Origin of the sequence: Marinobacter sp. ATCH36 (assembly GCF_023555055.1) — a bacterium.
Classification (GTDB): Bacteria; Pseudomonadota; Gammaproteobacteria; order Pseudomonadales; family Oleiphilaceae; genus Marinobacter.
Genome location: NZ_JAMJPL010000002.1, coordinates 547,431 through 563,986 on the forward strand (window position 1 = coordinate 547,431; position 16,556 = coordinate 563,986).

At 56.7% G+C, this 16,556-nt stretch carries 16 protein-coding genes; 8 read left to right on the forward strand and 8 right to left on the reverse strand.

The genetic code is table 11. The features are described 5' to 3' along the window. The first annotated feature begins 77 nt into the window (after positions 1–77). The 4 genes from M8010_RS10305 (at position 78) to M8010_RS10320 (ending at position 6,320) form a co-directional block, all read left to right on the forward strand. A complete protein-coding gene (locus tag M8010_RS10305) occupies positions 78–1,355 on the forward strand; it encodes an O-acetylhomoserine aminocarboxypropyltransferase/cysteine synthase family protein (protein ID WP_250090948.1) in 1,278 nt (425 codons plus the stop codon). Positions 1,356–1,505: 150 nt separating this feature from the next. Then, positions 1,506–2,552, forward strand: a complete 1,047-nt coding sequence (gene lipA, locus M8010_RS10310; RefSeq protein ID WP_250090949.1) for a lipoyl synthase — start codon at positions 1,506–1,508, stop codon at positions 2,550–2,552. An 8-nt stretch (positions 2,553–2,560) separates the two neighbouring features. Further along, the gene (locus M8010_RS10315) at positions 2,561–3,781 is read left to right on the forward strand and encodes a methyl-accepting chemotaxis protein (RefSeq protein ID WP_250090951.1); all 1,221 of its coding nucleotides are present in this window, start codon (positions 2,561–2,563) and stop codon (positions 3,779–3,781) included. A gap of 52 nt (positions 3,782–3,833) precedes the next feature. Beyond that, positions 3,834–6,320 carry an efflux RND transporter permease subunit gene (locus M8010_RS10320; protein ID WP_250090953.1) on the forward strand — a complete coding sequence of 829 codons (2,487 nt, stop codon included), beginning with the start codon at positions 3,834–3,836 and terminating at the stop codon, positions 6,318–6,320. A 139-nt stretch (positions 6,321–6,459) separates the two neighbouring features. Here the strand turns inward: M8010_RS10320 and M8010_RS10325 are convergent, their stop codons facing one another. Continuing rightward, positions 6,460–6,909 (reverse strand): Spy/CpxP family protein refolding chaperone, encoded by a 450-nt coding sequence (locus tag M8010_RS10325; protein ID WP_250090954.1) that lies wholly within the window; start codon positions 6,907–6,909, stop codon positions 6,460–6,462. 217 nt (positions 6,910–7,126) lie between these two features. Between M8010_RS10325 and ylqF the strand changes: the two genes are divergently transcribed. The 3 genes from ylqF (at position 7,127) to fnr (ending at position 10,241) form a co-directional block, all read left to right on the forward strand. Then, positions 7,127–7,996: a ribosome biogenesis GTPase YlqF gene (gene ylqF, locus M8010_RS10330; protein ID WP_250090956.1), complete on the forward strand. Its 870-nt coding sequence runs from the start codon at positions 7,127–7,129 to the stop codon at positions 7,994–7,996. A gap of 125 nt (positions 7,997–8,121) precedes the next feature. Then, entirely contained in the window at positions 8,122–9,330 is a 1,209-nt protein-coding gene (fabB, locus tag M8010_RS10335) for a beta-ketoacyl-ACP synthase I (RefSeq protein ID WP_250090958.1), read from the forward strand. Positions 9,331–9,494: 164 nt separating this feature from the next. Then, positions 9,495–10,241 (forward strand): fumarate/nitrate reduction transcriptional regulator Fnr, encoded by a 747-nt coding sequence (fnr, locus tag M8010_RS10340; protein ID WP_250090959.1) that lies wholly within the window; start codon positions 9,495–9,497, stop codon positions 10,239–10,241. Between the two features lie 39 nt (positions 10,242–10,280). Here fnr and M8010_RS10345 read toward each other — a convergent pair whose 3' ends face one another. Next, on the reverse strand, positions 10,281–11,159 hold the full coding sequence (locus M8010_RS10345) for a sugar nucleotide-binding protein (RefSeq protein WP_250090961.1): 879 nt from the start codon (positions 11,157–11,159) through the stop codon (positions 10,281–10,283). A gap of 204 nt (positions 11,160–11,363) precedes the next feature. Here M8010_RS10345 and M8010_RS10350 point away from each other — a divergent pair, with 204 nt between their 5' ends. After that, on the forward strand, positions 11,364–11,723 hold the full coding sequence (locus M8010_RS10350; protein WP_250090962.1) for a hypothetical protein: 360 nt from the start codon (positions 11,364–11,366) through the stop codon (positions 11,721–11,723). Position 11,724: 1 nt separating this feature from the next. Here M8010_RS10350 and alr read toward each other — a convergent pair whose 3' ends face one another. The 6 genes from alr to rpsF form a co-directional block, all read right to left on the reverse strand. Continuing rightward, on the reverse strand, positions 11,725–12,822 hold the full coding sequence (alr, locus tag M8010_RS10355) for an alanine racemase (protein WP_250090964.1): 1,098 nt from the start codon (positions 12,820–12,822) through the stop codon (positions 11,725–11,727). Then, positions 12,822–14,219 (reverse strand): replicative DNA helicase, encoded by a 1,398-nt coding sequence (gene dnaB / locus M8010_RS10360; RefSeq protein WP_250090965.1) that lies wholly within the window; start codon positions 14,217–14,219, stop codon positions 12,822–12,824. The genes alr and dnaB overlap by 1 nt, the downstream gene beginning before the upstream one ends. Positions 14,220–14,403: 184 nt before the next feature. After that, positions 14,404–14,850 carry a 50S ribosomal protein L9 gene (rplI, locus tag M8010_RS10365; RefSeq protein WP_250090966.1) on the reverse strand — a complete coding sequence of 149 codons (447 nt, stop codon included), beginning with the start codon at positions 14,848–14,850 and terminating at the stop codon, positions 14,404–14,406. A gap of 20 nt (positions 14,851–14,870) precedes the next feature. Next, positions 14,871–15,737, reverse strand: a complete 867-nt coding sequence (locus tag M8010_RS10370; protein WP_250090968.1) for a hypothetical protein — start codon at positions 15,735–15,737, stop codon at positions 14,871–14,873. Positions 15,738–15,764: 27 nt separating this feature from the next. Then, complete coding sequence (gene rpsR, locus M8010_RS10375; protein ID WP_114613426.1) at positions 15,765–15,995, reverse strand: 30S ribosomal protein S18; 231 nt, start codon at positions 15,993–15,995, stop codon at positions 15,765–15,767. A gap of 29 nt (positions 15,996–16,024) precedes the next feature. Further along, entirely contained in the window at positions 16,025–16,441 is a 417-nt protein-coding gene (gene rpsF, locus M8010_RS10380; RefSeq protein WP_135955260.1) for a 30S ribosomal protein S6, read from the reverse strand. Positions 16,442–16,556: the final 115 nt, after the last annotated feature.

The following is a 16,556-nucleotide window of genomic DNA, read 5'->3' on the forward strand; positions in this document are numbered from 1 at the left end:
CATTCCGTTAGCTGTGGCATACTCGTCCGGGACGTTCAACCTCAAACCCAGCATGCAATAAAAAGGGATGCATTATCATGAAACCGGAAACTATCGCCCTCCACGCAGGCTTCGACGGCGACCCAACCACCAACGCCGCCACAACCCCGATCTACCAGACCACATCGTATACCTTCGATGATACCCAACACGGCGCCGACCTGTTCGACTTGAAGGTACAGGGCAACATCTACACCCGTATCATGAACCCCACCAATGCCGTACTGGAACAGCGCATGGCAGAGCTTGAAGGCGGCGTGGGGGCACTTGCGGTAGCGTCAGGCATGGCGGCTATTCTTTATGCCCTGCAGACTATATGTAAGGTGGGCAATAACATTGTCAGCACCGGCCAGCTTTATGGCGGCACCTATAATCTGTTTGCCCACTCGCTCCCGAACCAGGGCATCGACTGCCGCATGGTGAGGCACGATGACTTCGACGCGGTGGATAAGGCCATTGATGACGATACCCGCGCCCTTTTCTGCGAATCCATCGGTAACCCGGCCGGCAACGTGGTGGATATCCAGCGCTGGGCAGAAATTGCCCATAAACACGGCATTCCACTGATCGTCGACAATACCGTAGCAACACCCTTCCTGTGCCGCCCCATTGAGCACGGTGCAGATATCGTGGTTCATTCACTCACCAAATACATCGGTGGGCACGGCACCACCGTTGCAGGTGTGGTTGTGGATTCCGGCAAATTCGACTGGGTTGCCAACAAGGCGAAATTCCGGATGCTCAATGAGCCGGACCCGTCCTACCATGGGGTGGTTTATACCGAAGCGCTGGGCGCAGCAGCTTTTATCGGCCGCTGTCGTGTGGTTCCGCTTCGTAACACCGGTGCCGCACTGGCGCCCTTCAATGCCTTCCTGATCATGCAGGGCCTTGAAACCCTTGGCCTGCGCATGGAACGTCACTGCGAGAACGCCGAAAAAGTCGCCAATTTCCTGCAGAAACACCCGGCCGTTGAATGGGTGAACTACGCCACTCTCGCGGACAGCCCTTACAAGGCCACCTGTGACAAGATCTGTGGCGGTCGCGCATCCGGCATTCTCAGCTTCGGCATCACTGGCGGCAAAGAGAATGGCGCAAAGTTTATCGATGCCCTGCAGCTTATTTACCGCCTGGTGAATATTGGTGATGCCAAATCCCTGGCTTGTCATCCGGCAACGACCACTCACCGGCAGCTCAACCCGGAAGAGCTGGCGAGCGCGGGTGTCAGTGAAGACCTGGTACGCCTTTCCATCGGCATTGAACACGTGGACGACATCATTGCCGATATCAGTCAGGCTCTGGATAAAGCAACCGCCTGAGCCGGCATCCGGGTACGACGAAAGTTGTGCCCGGAACCCCCGTGATTATCCGTACCTGTCTTGTATCCTCCCCTGGTGCGGATTACCCTTTAACTCTGGTCAAACCACGATTCAGCCGCCGAGAAGCGGCAACAAGAGAGTTCCGTTGTAATGAGTGACAATGCCAAACCCCGCGTCACCAGTGGTTCCAAGTTCCGCAATGAACATGGTTTTTCCGCTATCAAAGACGGCATCAAGCGGTCAGGCTCGGGCATTATCGACACCAAAACCCAGCGCAAACCTTCCTGGCTCCGGGCCCGTATGCCCGGCGGGGAAAGGTACGAGGCCGTCCGCAAAAACGTGAGTGAACACCGCCTGAGCACGGTCTGCCAGGAATCCCACTGCCCCAATATTGGTGAATGCTGGACCAACGGTACTGCCACTATCATGGTGATGGGTTCAGTCTGCACCCGCGCCTGCCGCTTTTGCGCCGTGGACACTGGCAATCCCAAGGGCTGGCTGGACCATGAAGAGCCCGAGAATACAGCCAAATCTGTTGAACTCATGGGCCTGCGCTACATTGTGCTCACGTCGGTCGACCGGGATGACCTCGACGACGGTGGTGCCGCTCATTACGCAGCCTGCGTATCCGCCATCAAACAGCGCACTCCGGAAGTGGCTGTGGAAGCCCTGACTCCGGATTTCGATGCGGTGATGGAACACGTCGAGAAAGTGGTGGACTCCGGTCTGGACGTTTTTGCCCAGAATGTGGAAACCGTGAAGCGTCTGACCACCCGCGTGCGGGACCCGCGTGCCGGCTATGAAAAAACCCTCAGCGTGCTGGCCCATGCCAAGCAATACCGCCCGGACGTGCTCACCAAAACCAGCCTGATGCTGGGGCTGGGTGAAACCGAGGAAGAAATTCTGGAAACCATGGATGACCTGCTGGCCATCGGGGTCGACATCCTGACCCTGGGCCAGTACCTGCGCCCAACCCAGAACCACTTACCGGTCGAGAAGTACGTCACTCCGGAAGACTTCAACCGCTACCGTGAAATTGGCCTGGAAAAAGGCTTCATGGAAGTGCCATCGGGGCCCATGGTGCGCTCAAGCTATCGCGCCGACCGGGTGTTCGAGAAAAACAACCTGGGCCTTGCCGTGCCGGAGGTTCCTGCCTCGTCGAAAGCACAGCAGATCCCTGTCAAAGCCGTTGACTGAGACCCTCCATGCTACAACTGCTCAGGAATGCCCGGCTTAAGTACAAGTTCTGGCTGCTCAATATTGTTGTGTTCGTGGTGCTCTGTCTGCTGGTGCTCTATGCCATGAACACCATTGCCGGGCTGACAGACCAGTCATTCTCAGCCGTTTTCAGCGAAACTGCCGGAGGCTTCGCGTTGGTGGTCGCCGTGTTAATGGTACTGGAGATGGCCGGCTCACAACTGCTGATTTCCTTCATCGAACGGCACGTGTACCGCCTGAAGAAAACCATGGTTTCAGTCCAGGCTTCCGGCAATCTGAGCGAGCGGGCCGATATTGATTCCACGGATGAAATTGGCGAAATGGGCCAGGCATTCAACGCCATGCAGGACCGCACTATGGGCGTGGTCAAAAGCATGAAGCAGGCGACCGATCACCTTCACAGCGAAGTGCGGGAACTGACGACCGCCGCAGAGGCCCGCAGAGACGACCTGAGCCGCCAGCAGTCCGGCGCTGACCGCAGCGCCGAAGTTGTCGAGAACATGCTCCAGAGCTTCACCGGCATTGCTGAACAGGCCGGTATCGCCAAGACCCTGTCCCACGAGGCGAGAAATGCCGCCATTGACGGCAGTGAACGGGTGAGCCGCAGCGCCGATTCCATTCGTCAGCTGGCAACTGCCATCCAGAGCTCTGCGAACAGTGTGCAGGCGCTGGCGGAAAACAGTCACGAGATCAGCCACGCCGTTGCTGAAATAAAGGGCATTGCAGAGCAAACCAACCTGCTGGCGCTGAACGCTGCCATAGAGGCCGCCCGCGCGGGAGAACAGGGGCGAGGCTTTGCCGTAGTGGCCGATGAAGTGCGCAACCTGGCCCAGCGGGTACAGGATTCCACCGACCAGATTCAGGGCACTATTGACCGTCTGCTTACGGCCATGGACGCAGCAGTCACGCAGATGACGGGCAGCTCCGGGGACGCCTCCCGTTGCGTGGATGAGTCGGAAGAGGCCCGTAAATCCCTGGATGCCATCAATTCGGTGGTCAGCCGGATCGACGAGACCAACCAGGAAATTGCCAACGTCTCAGCTGACCAGACCGCTTGCACCGACGAAGTGCTGGCTAATGTTCAGAGCATCCGCGACACCACCGAAAGCATGGTCACCCAGCTCACCGAAAGTGCGGATATGAGTAAACGCCTGAAACGACTGATCGATTCCCTGGAAGATGCATCAAACAGGGTCACCGTCGACTGACACTTTGTGGCACACTCTGCACTCGTTTCCATTGTGAAGGGTGCTCTTTTCGATGTCCTGGCTTCGATCGTTTTATGACCGGCTGATTTTCCCCCGTCCCGTTCTGATACTTCTGCTGTTTGGTGTACTGTTGGTTATTGCCAGCCTGCGGCTGGATCAATTCCGTCTGGACGCTTCCGCCGAGTCCCTGGTTCTCGAAAACGACCGTTCTCTGGAGCAGTATCGGGAAGTGAATCGCCGGTTCACCACCTCGGACGATTTCTTGGTTATCACCTTTACACCCGACCAGGAGCTGTTCAGTGACGATGGTCTGGCACTGCTTGCATCTCTGCGGGATGAATTGGCAGCACTGGACAATGTCAGCTCCACCAATAGCATTCTCAACGTTCCCCTGCTCCACAGTCCGGACCTGACCCTGGACACAGTGGACACCGAGATAAAGACCATCGACGAGGATGGCGTAGAACCGGAAACCGCCCGCAAAGCCCTGCTCAGCAACCCGCTTTACCCCAACCTGCTGATCAGCGAGGACGGACGCACTACCGCGTTACAGGTCAACCTGCCCACTCCCGAACGCTATTTCGAACTGCTTAGAGAGCGCAATAGCCTGCGGGACAGGGTCGAGGGCGGAGAAGCCACCAAGCAAGAGCAGCAACGGCTGGAAGCCGTGAGCCAGGAATTTATCGAGTTCACCGAAGCCCAGGGTGAAGAACGGGACCGCACCATCGACAACGTTCGCGCCATTCTCGACAGCTACCGCGACCAGGCCGAGATTTACCTGGGCGGCGTGCCAATGATAGTCGCCGACATGATTCGCTTTATCGAGAACGACCTGTCCACTTTCGGCATCGGCGTATTGCTGTTCCTGTTACTGACCCTGGCGATCATTTTCCGCCAGTGGCGCTGGGTTCTTGTACCGCTGCTGTGTTGCAGCTTCACAGTCTGGCTGATGATCGGTTACCTGAGCTGGGCACAATGGCCAGTAACGGTAATCTCCTCCAACTTCGTGTCGCTGCTGCTGATCATGACGTTATCGCTGACTATCCACCTGATAGTCCGATACCGCGAGTTCCAACACGATGAGCCGGAGGCCTCGCCCAGGGACACCCTTCGCAATACTCTGCTGGCGATGATCAAGCCCTGTTTCTACATGGCCATCACCACCATCGTCGCCTTCGGTTCACTGACCTTCAGCGGTATTCGCCCGGTGATCGATTTCGGCTGGATGATGACTATCGGGCTGGCGGTGGCGTTCCTCATCACCTTCCTGATTTTCCCCACTCTGCTTGTTCTCTTGCCACCGCCGGTGGACGAACGGGTAAAGTCGGATCGAATTCCGTTTACCGACCTGTTCGCGCGGTTTACCGAACACTATGGCAAAACGGTACTGGTCGGCTCCGCCGTCATCGCGGTTCTCTGCGTGATCGGCCTGAATCGACTGACCGTGGAAAACAGCTTCATCGACTATTTCAAATCCAGCACTGAAATCCACCAGGGCATGATCACCATCGACGACCGACTGGGCGGCACCACGCCCCTGGATGTAGTAATCACGGACGACAAGCCCCCCGAAAGTGCGGGCGGAGGCGACCCTTTCGCCAGCGACTGCGATCCGTTTGTGGAAGACTGTGACGAAGCACAGGAGTACCGGGATACCTGGTTTACCTATCAGAAGATGGAGCGCCTCAGTAGCGTTCACGATTACCTGGACAGCCTGCCGGAAACCGGTAAGGTTCAGTCCATCAACACAACACTGGACATACTGGCGCAGGTTAACGGTGGCGAGCCCCTGGACGCCCTGGAGCTGGCCTTTGTGCCCTCCGCGGTGCCGGAGGACTTGCGGGATATTCTGTTGACCCCCTACATCAGTGAGGAACACGACCAGGCCCGCTTCAGCATCCGCATCCTGGAAACCTCTCCAGACCTGCGACGCCAGGAACTGTTGGACCGCATACGCACCCATCTGACAGGAGAAATGGGCTTCGAAGACGACCAGGTAAAGCTCACGGGCATGACGGTAATGTACAACAACATGCTGCAAAGCCTGTTCGAGTCCCAGATCAAGACGTTGGGCGTGGTGTTCCTGGCCATCATGGTCATGTTCCTGATCCTGTTCCGCTCAATAAAGCTGGCGCTGATCGGCATGGCGCCAAACCTGATCGCGGCAGGGTCGGTGCTGGGCCTGATGGGCTGGCTGGGTATTCCGCTGGATATGATGACGATTACGGTGGCGGCCATTACCGTGGGGATTGCAGTGGACGATACCATCCACTACATCCACCGTTTCAAAACGGAATTCAGCAAAGATGGCGACTACATCGCAACTATGCACCGCTGCCACCGCAGCATCGGGCAGGCAATGTTTTTTACCTCGCTGACGATCATTACCGGGTTTTCGATTCTGGTGCTGTCGAACTTTATCCCCACCATCTACTTCGGTTTGTTCACCGGCTTTGCCATGTTTATGGCGCTGGTTGGCGCCCTGACGTTATTGCCCCGACTTATTGTTCTGATTAAGCCGTTTGGTGATCGTGGCTAATCTTTCAAGGCGCCCTCCGCGCAACGGCTACACAGGAACTGGCAGGCTACAAACAGAAAAACCGCCAAAGCCGAGGGCCAAGGCGGTTTTCGCGAGGTCCCGGGAGTGAAACCCGGGAGGCAGTAAATACTAGCGGAGCTTACTGCATCTGCTGTTGTTGCATTTGCTGTTGCTGCATCTGGCGCTGTTGCTGCTGCATCTGCTGCATGCGCTTGTTCAGCTCATCGCGCTGCTCTTCAGTGAACACAGCGTCCACCTTGGCTTGCATCAGGGTAGACAGCGCAGTCATCTCGCCAGTTACGTCACCCAGCTTCTCGGCGTTATCACGGATCGTATCTTCGTCATAATCCGGCTTGATCTCCGCCTGAATCTGCTGCTGCAGTTGCTGGGCTTCGCCCTGAAGCTCCTGAATCTCAGCCTGCATGTCTTCGATGATGCCACGGATTTCCTTTTGCTGGTCATCGCTCAGGCCAACCATCTGTGCCAGCTGATCAACCTGGTCCGGCTGCCCGCCAGATTGCTGCGCCATCGCCGGAGAGGACAACCCAAGTGCAATCAGGGCAGTTCCGAACAGTTTCACGAGCTTCATAGATATCTCCACTAATCGAGTTTTGGTCGCTTTAGGTCTTCAAGCCCTACACCCTAAAACAAATCGACCGGGAATTTCATCCCGAACCCCCCTCTTTTTGTACACACTTCACCCTCCGGAGCCCTCAACTCCCGCCACAGGCGGGTTGAGAGAAATGTGAAAATTTCGTCATTCCCGTCCATAATGGCGCCGTTCAGCCATTTCCGGAGCAACAAATATGGCCATTAACTGGTTTCCAGGGCACATGCACAAGGCCCGCAAGGAGATCAAAAAGGTGATGCCCCAGATGGATCTCATTATTGAGGTCGTCGATGCGCGTCTGCCGTTCAGCAGTGAAAATCCGCTGGTCCCTGCTCTGCGGGGCGATACCCCTGTGATCAAGGTACTTAACAAACGCGATCTGGCCGACCCGGACATTACCGAGCGATGGCTTTCCTGGCTGGAGAAGGAGCGCGGGGTTCGGGCCATTACCATGACCCACAACCAGCGGGCAGAGGCACTGGACATTCTGCGTCTGGCAAGTGAGATGACCCCGGATCACGATCGTCAGAAACGGGCACTACGAGTGATGATTCTGGGCATTCCCAATGTCGGCAAGTCCACCCTGATCAACACCCTCGCTGGCCGTCCGGCGGCCAAGACCGGAAACGAACCGGCCGTGACCCGGGCGCAGCAAGCCATCAAGCTTCCGGATAATGTATTGCTTTACGACACCCCCGGGTTTCTCTGGCCAAAGCTGTCGCCGGAGGCCTGCGGTTATCGCCTGGCCATCAGTGGCGCAATCCGCAGTGCAGTGATTGAGTTCGAGGATGTCGCAATGTTCGAAGCGGATTACTTACTGGAGGCCTATCCGCAACTGGTCATGGCACGCTATGGCTTTGAGGAACAGCCGCATGACGGGCTGGCACTGATGGATGGCATTGCCCAGAAGCGACGATTCCTTGGCCGCGGCGGCGTTCCAGACCTGCATAAGGTGTCGGAAGTACTGCTCAACGAATTCCGCTCCGGCAAGCTCGGACGCATTTCTCTTGAAACCCCCGAGATGGTGGAAAAAGAAGCCCGTGAAGAGGCTGACCGCTCCTGCTGATATTTTCTGCTCCGTTACCAAGGTCAAATATCACCCGGGCGCCAAAGCGCCTAGACTGGTGTTAATAGCCAGAGACAGAAAGGATCTGCCCGGTTTGCGGTGCAGGCCTTGTTAAGGAGGAAGATATGAGACGGGTGGTCATCACCGGCATGGGCATTGTTTCCTGCCTGGGAAACTCTGTGGACGCCGTACTGGAAAGCCTGAGGACGGGGAAATCCGGGATACGGTTCAACGAGACTTATCGGGACATGGGCTTTCGAAGCCAGGTTGCGGGATCCGTTGACGTGGACACCTCGGTCATCGACCGTAAAACCCGGCGCTTCATGGGTCAGTCCGCCATGTACAGCTTTCTTGCCATGGAACAGGCCATTGCCTCGTCCGGGCTTACCGACGACATGATATCCAATAACCGGACCGGACTGATTGCCGGCTCCGGTGGTGCCTCCAGTGCCAGCCAGGTGGAAGCCGTGGACATCATGCGGGAGAAAGGCGTGAAGCGTATCGGCCCCTACATGGTGCCGAGGATCATGACCAGCACGGTTTCGGCCTGCCTGGCCACAGCCTTCAGAATCCGGGGTGTAAACTATTCCATGTCGTCGGCCTGTGCCACCAGTGCCCACTGTATCGGCCACGCTGCTGAACAGATTCAGTCCGGAAAGCAGGATATCGTTTTTGCCGGTGGCGGCGAGGAAGAGGATTGGAGCCTTACCATGCTATTCGACGCCATGGGCGCTCTGTCCACCAAATACAACAATGCCCCGGAAACAGCCTCAAGGCCCTTCGACACTGGCCGTGACGGGTTTGTCATTGCCGGTGGGGGTGGCATGGTGGTGGTAGAAGAACTGGAGCACGCCCGCAAGCGCGGTGCGCCGATCATTGCCGAACTGGTTGGTTACGGCGCAACCTCTGACGGACACGATATGGTCGCTCCCTCCGGGGAGGGTGCCATGCGCTGTATGCAGCAGGCACTGTCTACAGTGGAAGCAACTGTTGACTACATCAATGCCCATGGCACCAGCACGCCTGTGGGGGATGTGGCAGAGATGAAAGCCGTACGTAACGTTTTCGGCGACAAAACGCCGCAGATCTCGTCCACCAAATCGCTGTCTGGCCACTCACTGGGTGCGTCCGGAGTGCACGAAGCCATCTACTCGCTGATTATGCTTCAGAATGGCTTTATCGCGGGCACCAAAAACCTGACCAGCCTGGACGATACCATTGCCGGCATGCCGGTTGTGGGGCCGGATTCCACCAAGGCAGACCTTCACACTGTAATGTCCAACAGCTTCGGGTTCGGCGGCACCAATGCTTCCCTGGTATTTCAGAAGATTTGAAGCCTGCCAGTCGGCTCAGCAACCCCCGTGGTTTCTGAGCCGGCCGTGCATATAGCCAGACAATATATCCTTATCAACGTCAAGGACATTAGTCATTGGCAAAGCCCGGCTTTCGTAATAGAGTGGGGTTTTGACATGAATCAAAAATGGATGGTTCTGCAACCATGGCTCAACCGATCAGACTCCACCAGGTTTCCCCCTTGAAGGCATCCTGTCACCAGTGCAGCCTCAGTAACCTTTGTCTTCCGCTGGCGGTAGAGGAAAACGACCTGGACCGACTAGAGGATATTGTCCTGCAGGGCCGGATTTTCAATCGCGGCGAGCATATATTTGACCAGAGCACCCCGTTCCGCTCTTGCTTCGCTGTCAAGAGTGGCGCCATCAAGACGTCCATCATCAGTGAGAATGGCGAAGAACAGGTGACAGGGTTCTTTATGCCGGGGGAACTGGTGGGCCTGGACAGCATGGGCAGCAAGAACTACGCCTGCACTGCCCGGGCTCTGGAGCGCACCAGTGTCTGCGAGTTTCCGATCGAACGGTTGGAAGAGCTTACCGGCAAGCTGCCGGACCTCCAACACCATATGTACCACCTGATGAGTCAGGAGATCCAGGGCAGCCATCAGCTGGCCATGTTACTGAGCAAGAATACAGCAGAGGAGCGTATTGCCGCACTGCTGCTGTCATTGTCCAGCCGCTTCCAGCGTCGGCGCATGTCCGGTACCAACTTCAGCCTGCCCATGGCACGAAATGACATTGCCAACTTCCTGGGCCTGGCCGTGGAAACCGTAAGCCGGGTGTTCACCCGCTTCCAGAACCAGGGCATTATCAGCGCACGGGGCCGCGAGGTGGAACTTCTGGATGTGGAGGCACTGCAGACGGTCACCCGCGAGTTTTCACGTCAGAATAGCTGATAGCACCGCTTACCATTACGCATCACGAGCCGGCAGCGGTTAGCTGGCCGGTTCGTCAGTCAGCTCCCTGTCCCCGTTCATCGACAACAATTCCAGCTCTTCAGCCAACCCGGAACGCCAGGGCAGCTGCTTGATACCGAAGGTGTTGCGGATCTTGGTGCAGATCATTTGTGTATTGGCGGGCTCAAGGGTGGCCCAGGCCGGCATCTCATCCACCACCCGGATGCCACCGGGTATGCCTCTCAGCCCGGTTATGGCGAGCCCGAGTTCATAGAGTGAGATATCCTCTGCCCCGGCGTACTGGTAGGTTCCCCATACTTCGGCACCACAATCTATCTGCTGAACAATGGCGGTCATCACCCGGGACAGGTCGCTCACGGTGACCGGCTGGCCATGGCATTTGCCGGGTAGCTTTATGACATCAGAGGACGCCGCCACGGACTGTACCTTGCGGATAAAGCGCCCCAGACTCCAGCCTGTTCGCAGGATAATATGGCGAGGCAAAAGCGTCCGCACCGCCTGTTCACATTCCCACTGCCAGTTTCCCAGCTCGTTGCCCGGCTGGCCAGGATTGGAAGCGATGTAGGCGCTTTGCTTACGGCCATCGAAGACATAACAGGAAGAAAGCTGCAGCAGTGCCATATTCCGGTCACGGGCGTGCTCCGCCAGCGCAACCGGCAGCGAGAAAGATACCTTGTGCGCGGCTTCAGGATCCTGCTCCGCAACTTCCGGATTGGCAAGCCATAACGCGTTCACAATCAGGTCAGTATCCTTTGGAATCCAGCCCTCCAAAGCCGACAGATCGGCCGTTTCCAGTTCACTGATCAGCAATGGGCTGACATGGAGCGAGGTTTTTCTCAGGCGCTCCAGCAATATCCGCCCCAACGGGCCATAGTCATGAACAACAAGAACGTGCACGAGCGCTCACTGCCTCCGGTTTCGGTCGACTGTCTTTCTTCATACTGTAATCGTTCAGGCCGATGGTTGGAACGCATACCCGGGATATCACTGACATGACGGGCACCTGATACCTTTCAAGCCAATGGCACCGGCGCGTCAACCCATAGAATGCATATCGGAAAACTGAGCAGATCCTACGAGCATACAACAACAGGACTCCACATGCTGAAACAACAGAGCCATATCGTTGCACCCATACCCGATGAACTGCGTACGCGCGCGCTGTATACCGTCAACGAGCTCCGTGAACGGGGCAAGGCAGACAAGGAAGCCATCGACAAACTGTTTGAACTGATTGTCGAGATGACCGATAACGGCCTGGACTTTTTCTTCCTGGAGCCTCTACGCCGGCTGAATGCAAGCAGCATGCTGATGGGCATGGCCAGGATGGGCATCAGCAGCATGCTGAAGGGCAGCAAAATGGTGGTGCACAAGGCACTGAAAAAACTGGATGACCGCAGCCTTGCCGCCATTCTCGATTTCATCGAGGAAATCATCCATGAACCGGAAGCGGCCTCCTGACCTATGCCGTTTCGTCGCCGGAACTGTCATACAGCCTGGGTACCCGGGCTGTAATACCCGTGAGTAGCTCATAGCCAATGGTACCGGCGTGTTGCGCCACCTCGTCGACACTCACATGCCGTCCCCAAAGCTCCACGGTATCACCTGGGCCAGCGGCCGGCGCATGTGTCAGGTCTACCGCCAGCATATCCATCGAAACCCGACCGATCAGACGTATGCGGCTGCCTGCCACCCAGGCCGGCGTATCGGTTCCTGCATGGCGCGGATACCCGTCACCATAGCCGATCGCAACAATCCCCATCCGAGTTTCCTGCTCCGCTGTCCAGGAGCAGCCATAGCCCACAGATTCCCCCGGCTGGAGCGTTCGAACCGCTGTCAACTCGGCTTCCAGTGTCATCACTGCCTCAAGACCCAGTTCCGGCCCGATTTTTCCCAGGGTTGGAGAAGCGCCATACAGCATGATGCCAGGGCGGCTCCAGTCGAATAATGGCTGGCCAGGTAGGAAGTGAGCTGCAGAATTGCCAGCACTTTTCGCAAGCGCTGGCCAGTCGACCACGGCCTCGGTAAAAGTTCGGGTCTGTTTCTCAGTGAATCCGCTGGACGGGTCATCGGCGCAAGCGTAATGCGTCACGAAACCAATAACCTGTTCCCTTGCCCCACATGCTTGCAACCGGGCCATCACCTGCCCCAGTACAGCGGGCGCAAATCCGAGGCGGTTCATTCCGGTATTCACTTTGAGCCAGAGCTTCGGCTTGTCCGGTGCCTGCTCCAGCCAGTCCAGCTGGTAATCGCTGTGCACCACCATTTCGAAACCTTTACCGGCGCTGGTGGCAACATCATCAAAGCTATGCGGGCCCTGCAACATCACGACCGGATGATTGATACCGGCTGCCCGGATGGCAAGCGCCTCTTCGATACAGGCAACGGCAAATTTCGGAGCTTCATCCACCAGTGCCCTGGCCACCTCACGGATACCATGGCCGTAACCATCAGCCTTGATTACCGCCATGGCCCGCGCCGGACTGGCTAACTTGCAGGCAAGACGATAGTTATGGCGAAGCGCACCGGTATCAATACGGGCGACGGTCTTACGTGGCATCAATAGTCCCCGCCGTAATCACCGTGGGCCAGATCCTCAAATTTGGTGTAATGGCCAATAAAGGCAAGACGAACCGTACCAATAGGACCATTCCGCTGCTTGCCGATGATGATCTCGGCAATACCCTTGTCGGAGGTATCTTCGTTATAGACCTCGTCACGGTAGACGAACATGATCACGTCGGCGTCCTGCTCGATGGCGCCGGATTCCCGCAGGTCCGAGTTCACCGGCCGCTTGTTGGGGCGCTGCTCAAGGCTTCGGTTGAGCTGAGAAAGTGCCATGACGGGACAGCTCAGTTCCTTGGCGATACCCTTCAGGGAGCGGGAAATCTCGGAAATCTCGGCGGTACGGCCTTCAGTGTTACCCGGCACACGCATCAACTGCAGGTAATCCACCATTATCAAGCCAAGCTGTCCGTCATTCTCGCGGGCTATACGACGGGCCCTTGAACGCATCTCGGTGGGACTCAGAGCCGGCGTATCGTCAATATAGAGAGGTTTGTCCTTTAGCAGACTGACGGCCGAGGTAAGCCGGGGCCAGTCATCTTCTTCCAGCTTGCCGCTGCGAATGCGGCTCTGGTCAATGCGCCCCAGTGAGGACAGCATACGCATGACCAGCGCGTCTGCCGGCATCTCCATACTGAATACCAGAATCGGCGTTCCGGTGCTTATCAGCGCGTTTTCTACGATGTTCATCGCGAACGTGGTCTTACCCATGGATGGGCGCCCGGCCACAATCAACAGGTCTGCCGGCTGCATACCCGACGTCCATTCATCCAGATCCTTGAAACCGGTCGTCAGGCCTGTTGTGGTTTCGCCAGACTCAAACAGTTCCTCGATTTTACTCAGCGCATCGGTAAGGATCGGATTGATTTTCTTGGGGCCAGAGCCTTCTTTGACCCGCGATTCTGCAATCTGGAAAACGTTGCGTTCGGCTTCATCCAGGATTTCGTCGCTGTTTCGACCCTGGGGATTGAAGGCGGAATCCGAAATCTGCCCTGAAACCTGGACCAACTGGCGGAGGGTGGAGCGCTCCCGGACAATTTCAGCATAGGCGCGGATGTTGGCGGCGCCCGGGGTTTTCTCGGCGAGTTCCGCCAGGTAGGAAAGGCCGCCGGCGTCTTCGATGTCTCCGGCGCGCTCCAGGAATTCTGTCAGTGTCACGACATCCAGCGGCTCGCTTTCACTGGCAAGTCGCTCGGCAGCGCCAAAAATCAGCCGGTGGTCCTGACGATAAAAATCTGCGGCAGAAATAATCTCCGACACTTCATCGAACCGGCGGTTATCAAGCATAAGGCCACCAAGCACCGCCTGCTCGGCCTCAATCGAATGAGGTGGAACCTTTATCCGGCTGGTTTCCGGGTCACTGTTTACCGGTTTGAAATCGGGTTTGGCCATGAAAACATCTTCATCTGGGCATCACATCCGGGACAGGTTACTGGGATTGTCGATGCGATGGGAGAACTACGATAGGGACAAATCATACACCAGAAAGCAACAGGCCCGGAATCCACAAAAGCGAATTCCGGGCCTGTATGACTGCCGCCAGCTGGAAAGCCGGCGTCACCGCATGAGGTGCAATTTACTCGGCAACAACGGCCAGGTTAATGACAACGCTCACGTCGGAGTGCAGCTGAAGCTCAATCTCGTACTCGCCAACCAAGCGCAGCGGGCCTTCCGGCAGACGAACTTCACTTTTCTCGACTTCGGTACCGGCAGCGGTAATTGCATCAGCAATGTCACGCACACCAATTGAGCCGAACAGCTTGCCTTCTTCACCAGCCTTGGAGGTGATGGTGACAGAAGCGCCTGCCAGAGCCTCGCCACGAGCCTGAGCGGCAGACAGCTTCTCAGCCGCCACTCTTTCCAGCTCTGCACGGCGCTCTTCGAAGGCCTTCAGGTTATCGGCGGTTGCCGCAACAGCCTTGCCATAAGGCAGCAGAAAATTGCGACCGTAACCAGACTTTACCTTGACCTTGTCACCCAGTGAACCAAGGTTTGCTACTTTTTCGAGCAGAATAACTTCCATCTCGTTGACCTCTTCGTACTTTATTCGGCCGGGCCGGAGGGTTTTATTCGTCTCCGGATATCCAGCCAGCTATCCACAAATGCCAGAACTACTAACAGAATCATCAGGCTTGGACCAAGCAGCACCAATGCCAGGTAGAACATGATCAGCCACTGGCCGCTCAGATTTTTACGACCTACAACGCCATGAACCAGGGCCAGCCCCGCCAGAAACAGCGGCAACCCTCCGGCCCAGCCCAGCAGCATGGAATTCAGCCCCAGAACGGGCCCTGCCACTATGGTAATCACACAAATAACCGCGATTGCCGGTGACAGCCGGAGCGAGTGGAACTCGGTCCGGAATCCGCCGGGGTTATACAACCCCGCCTGCCAGGATCTCGCCAGCATGGTCATGCCCACCCCGGTAACCAGGTAAGTGCCTGCCATGCTTGCGTTCATGGTCTGCCGAATGACTGTTTCCAGCCTGTCGCCAAGACTGCTGGCTACTTCGGCGTTGTATTCTTGGTAAAACCTGACCCCGGTCTGCACCAGATCGTTTAACAGATCCGGATACAACACGGGCAGCATCATGCCTGTCACAATACCCAGGAAACTGCCTGCAAGGAGCGCTTTCTCCCAGGACAGGGTAGTTCTCAGAATAGATGCAATCAGCATTACCTGAAGCAGTACCGCCAATGCTGTCGGGTCCTGCCCAAACCAGCTCCAGCCGAGTGCCGGAAGCAATGCCCAGAGGCCGATATTAAGCCCCTGGCTGATACCCAGCCTGAGAATGACCAGGCCAATCACCGCTGCACCAATCCAGAACAACAGGGGTATCGCAGTGGTAACTGCCGCAACCCCGCCTGCCTGCAGAGGACCGCGCATTACAAACTGTGCCAGTGCACGCATGGTCCCGGGTCCTGTTAATTCTGTTACTTAGTTATCGTGGCTGTCCGAATACGGCAGCAGTGCCAGGTAGCGGGCACGCTTGATAGCGGTAGCCAGCTGACGCTGATAACGTGCTTTGGTGCCGGTAATGCGGCTGGGCACGATTTTGCCGGTTTCAGTAACATAACCTTTCAGGGTGTCCAGATCCTTGTAATCAATCTCTTTGACACCTTCTGCCGTGAAGCGGCAGAACTTACGACGTCTGAAAAAACGAGCCATAACTTAACTCCTCAACTCCGGTGATGGTTTTACTCTTCTTCGTCCTGGGTTTCAGCCTGCTGACGTGGCTCGTCAGATTCAGCTGAACGACGCGGACGATCATCGCCGCCACGACGGTCTTCACGGGACTCGGAAGCTTTCATCGGGGACAGGTCCGTATCGGCACCATCGCGGCGCAGAATCATGTCGCGGATGATGGCATCGTTGAAACGGAAGTTGTGAGTCAGCTCGTCCATCGCTGCCTGTGAACATTCAACGTTCATCAGTACGTAGTGAGCCTTGTGAATCTTGTTAATCGGGTAAGCCAGGTGACGACGGCCCCAATCTTCCAGGCGATGTACCTTGCCGCCATCTTCATTGATGACACCGGTATAACGCTCGATCATTGCGGGCACCTGCTCGCTCTGATCAGGGTGTACCATAAATACGATTTCGTAGTGACGCATGAGTTCTCCCTACGGATTAAACAGCCTCCAGCAAACGCACAGAATCAGACCGTGCAAATGCAAGAAGCAAGGAGGTGGCAGCCAAAGCCGCCGGCTTCTTGATGCCAATTACCCC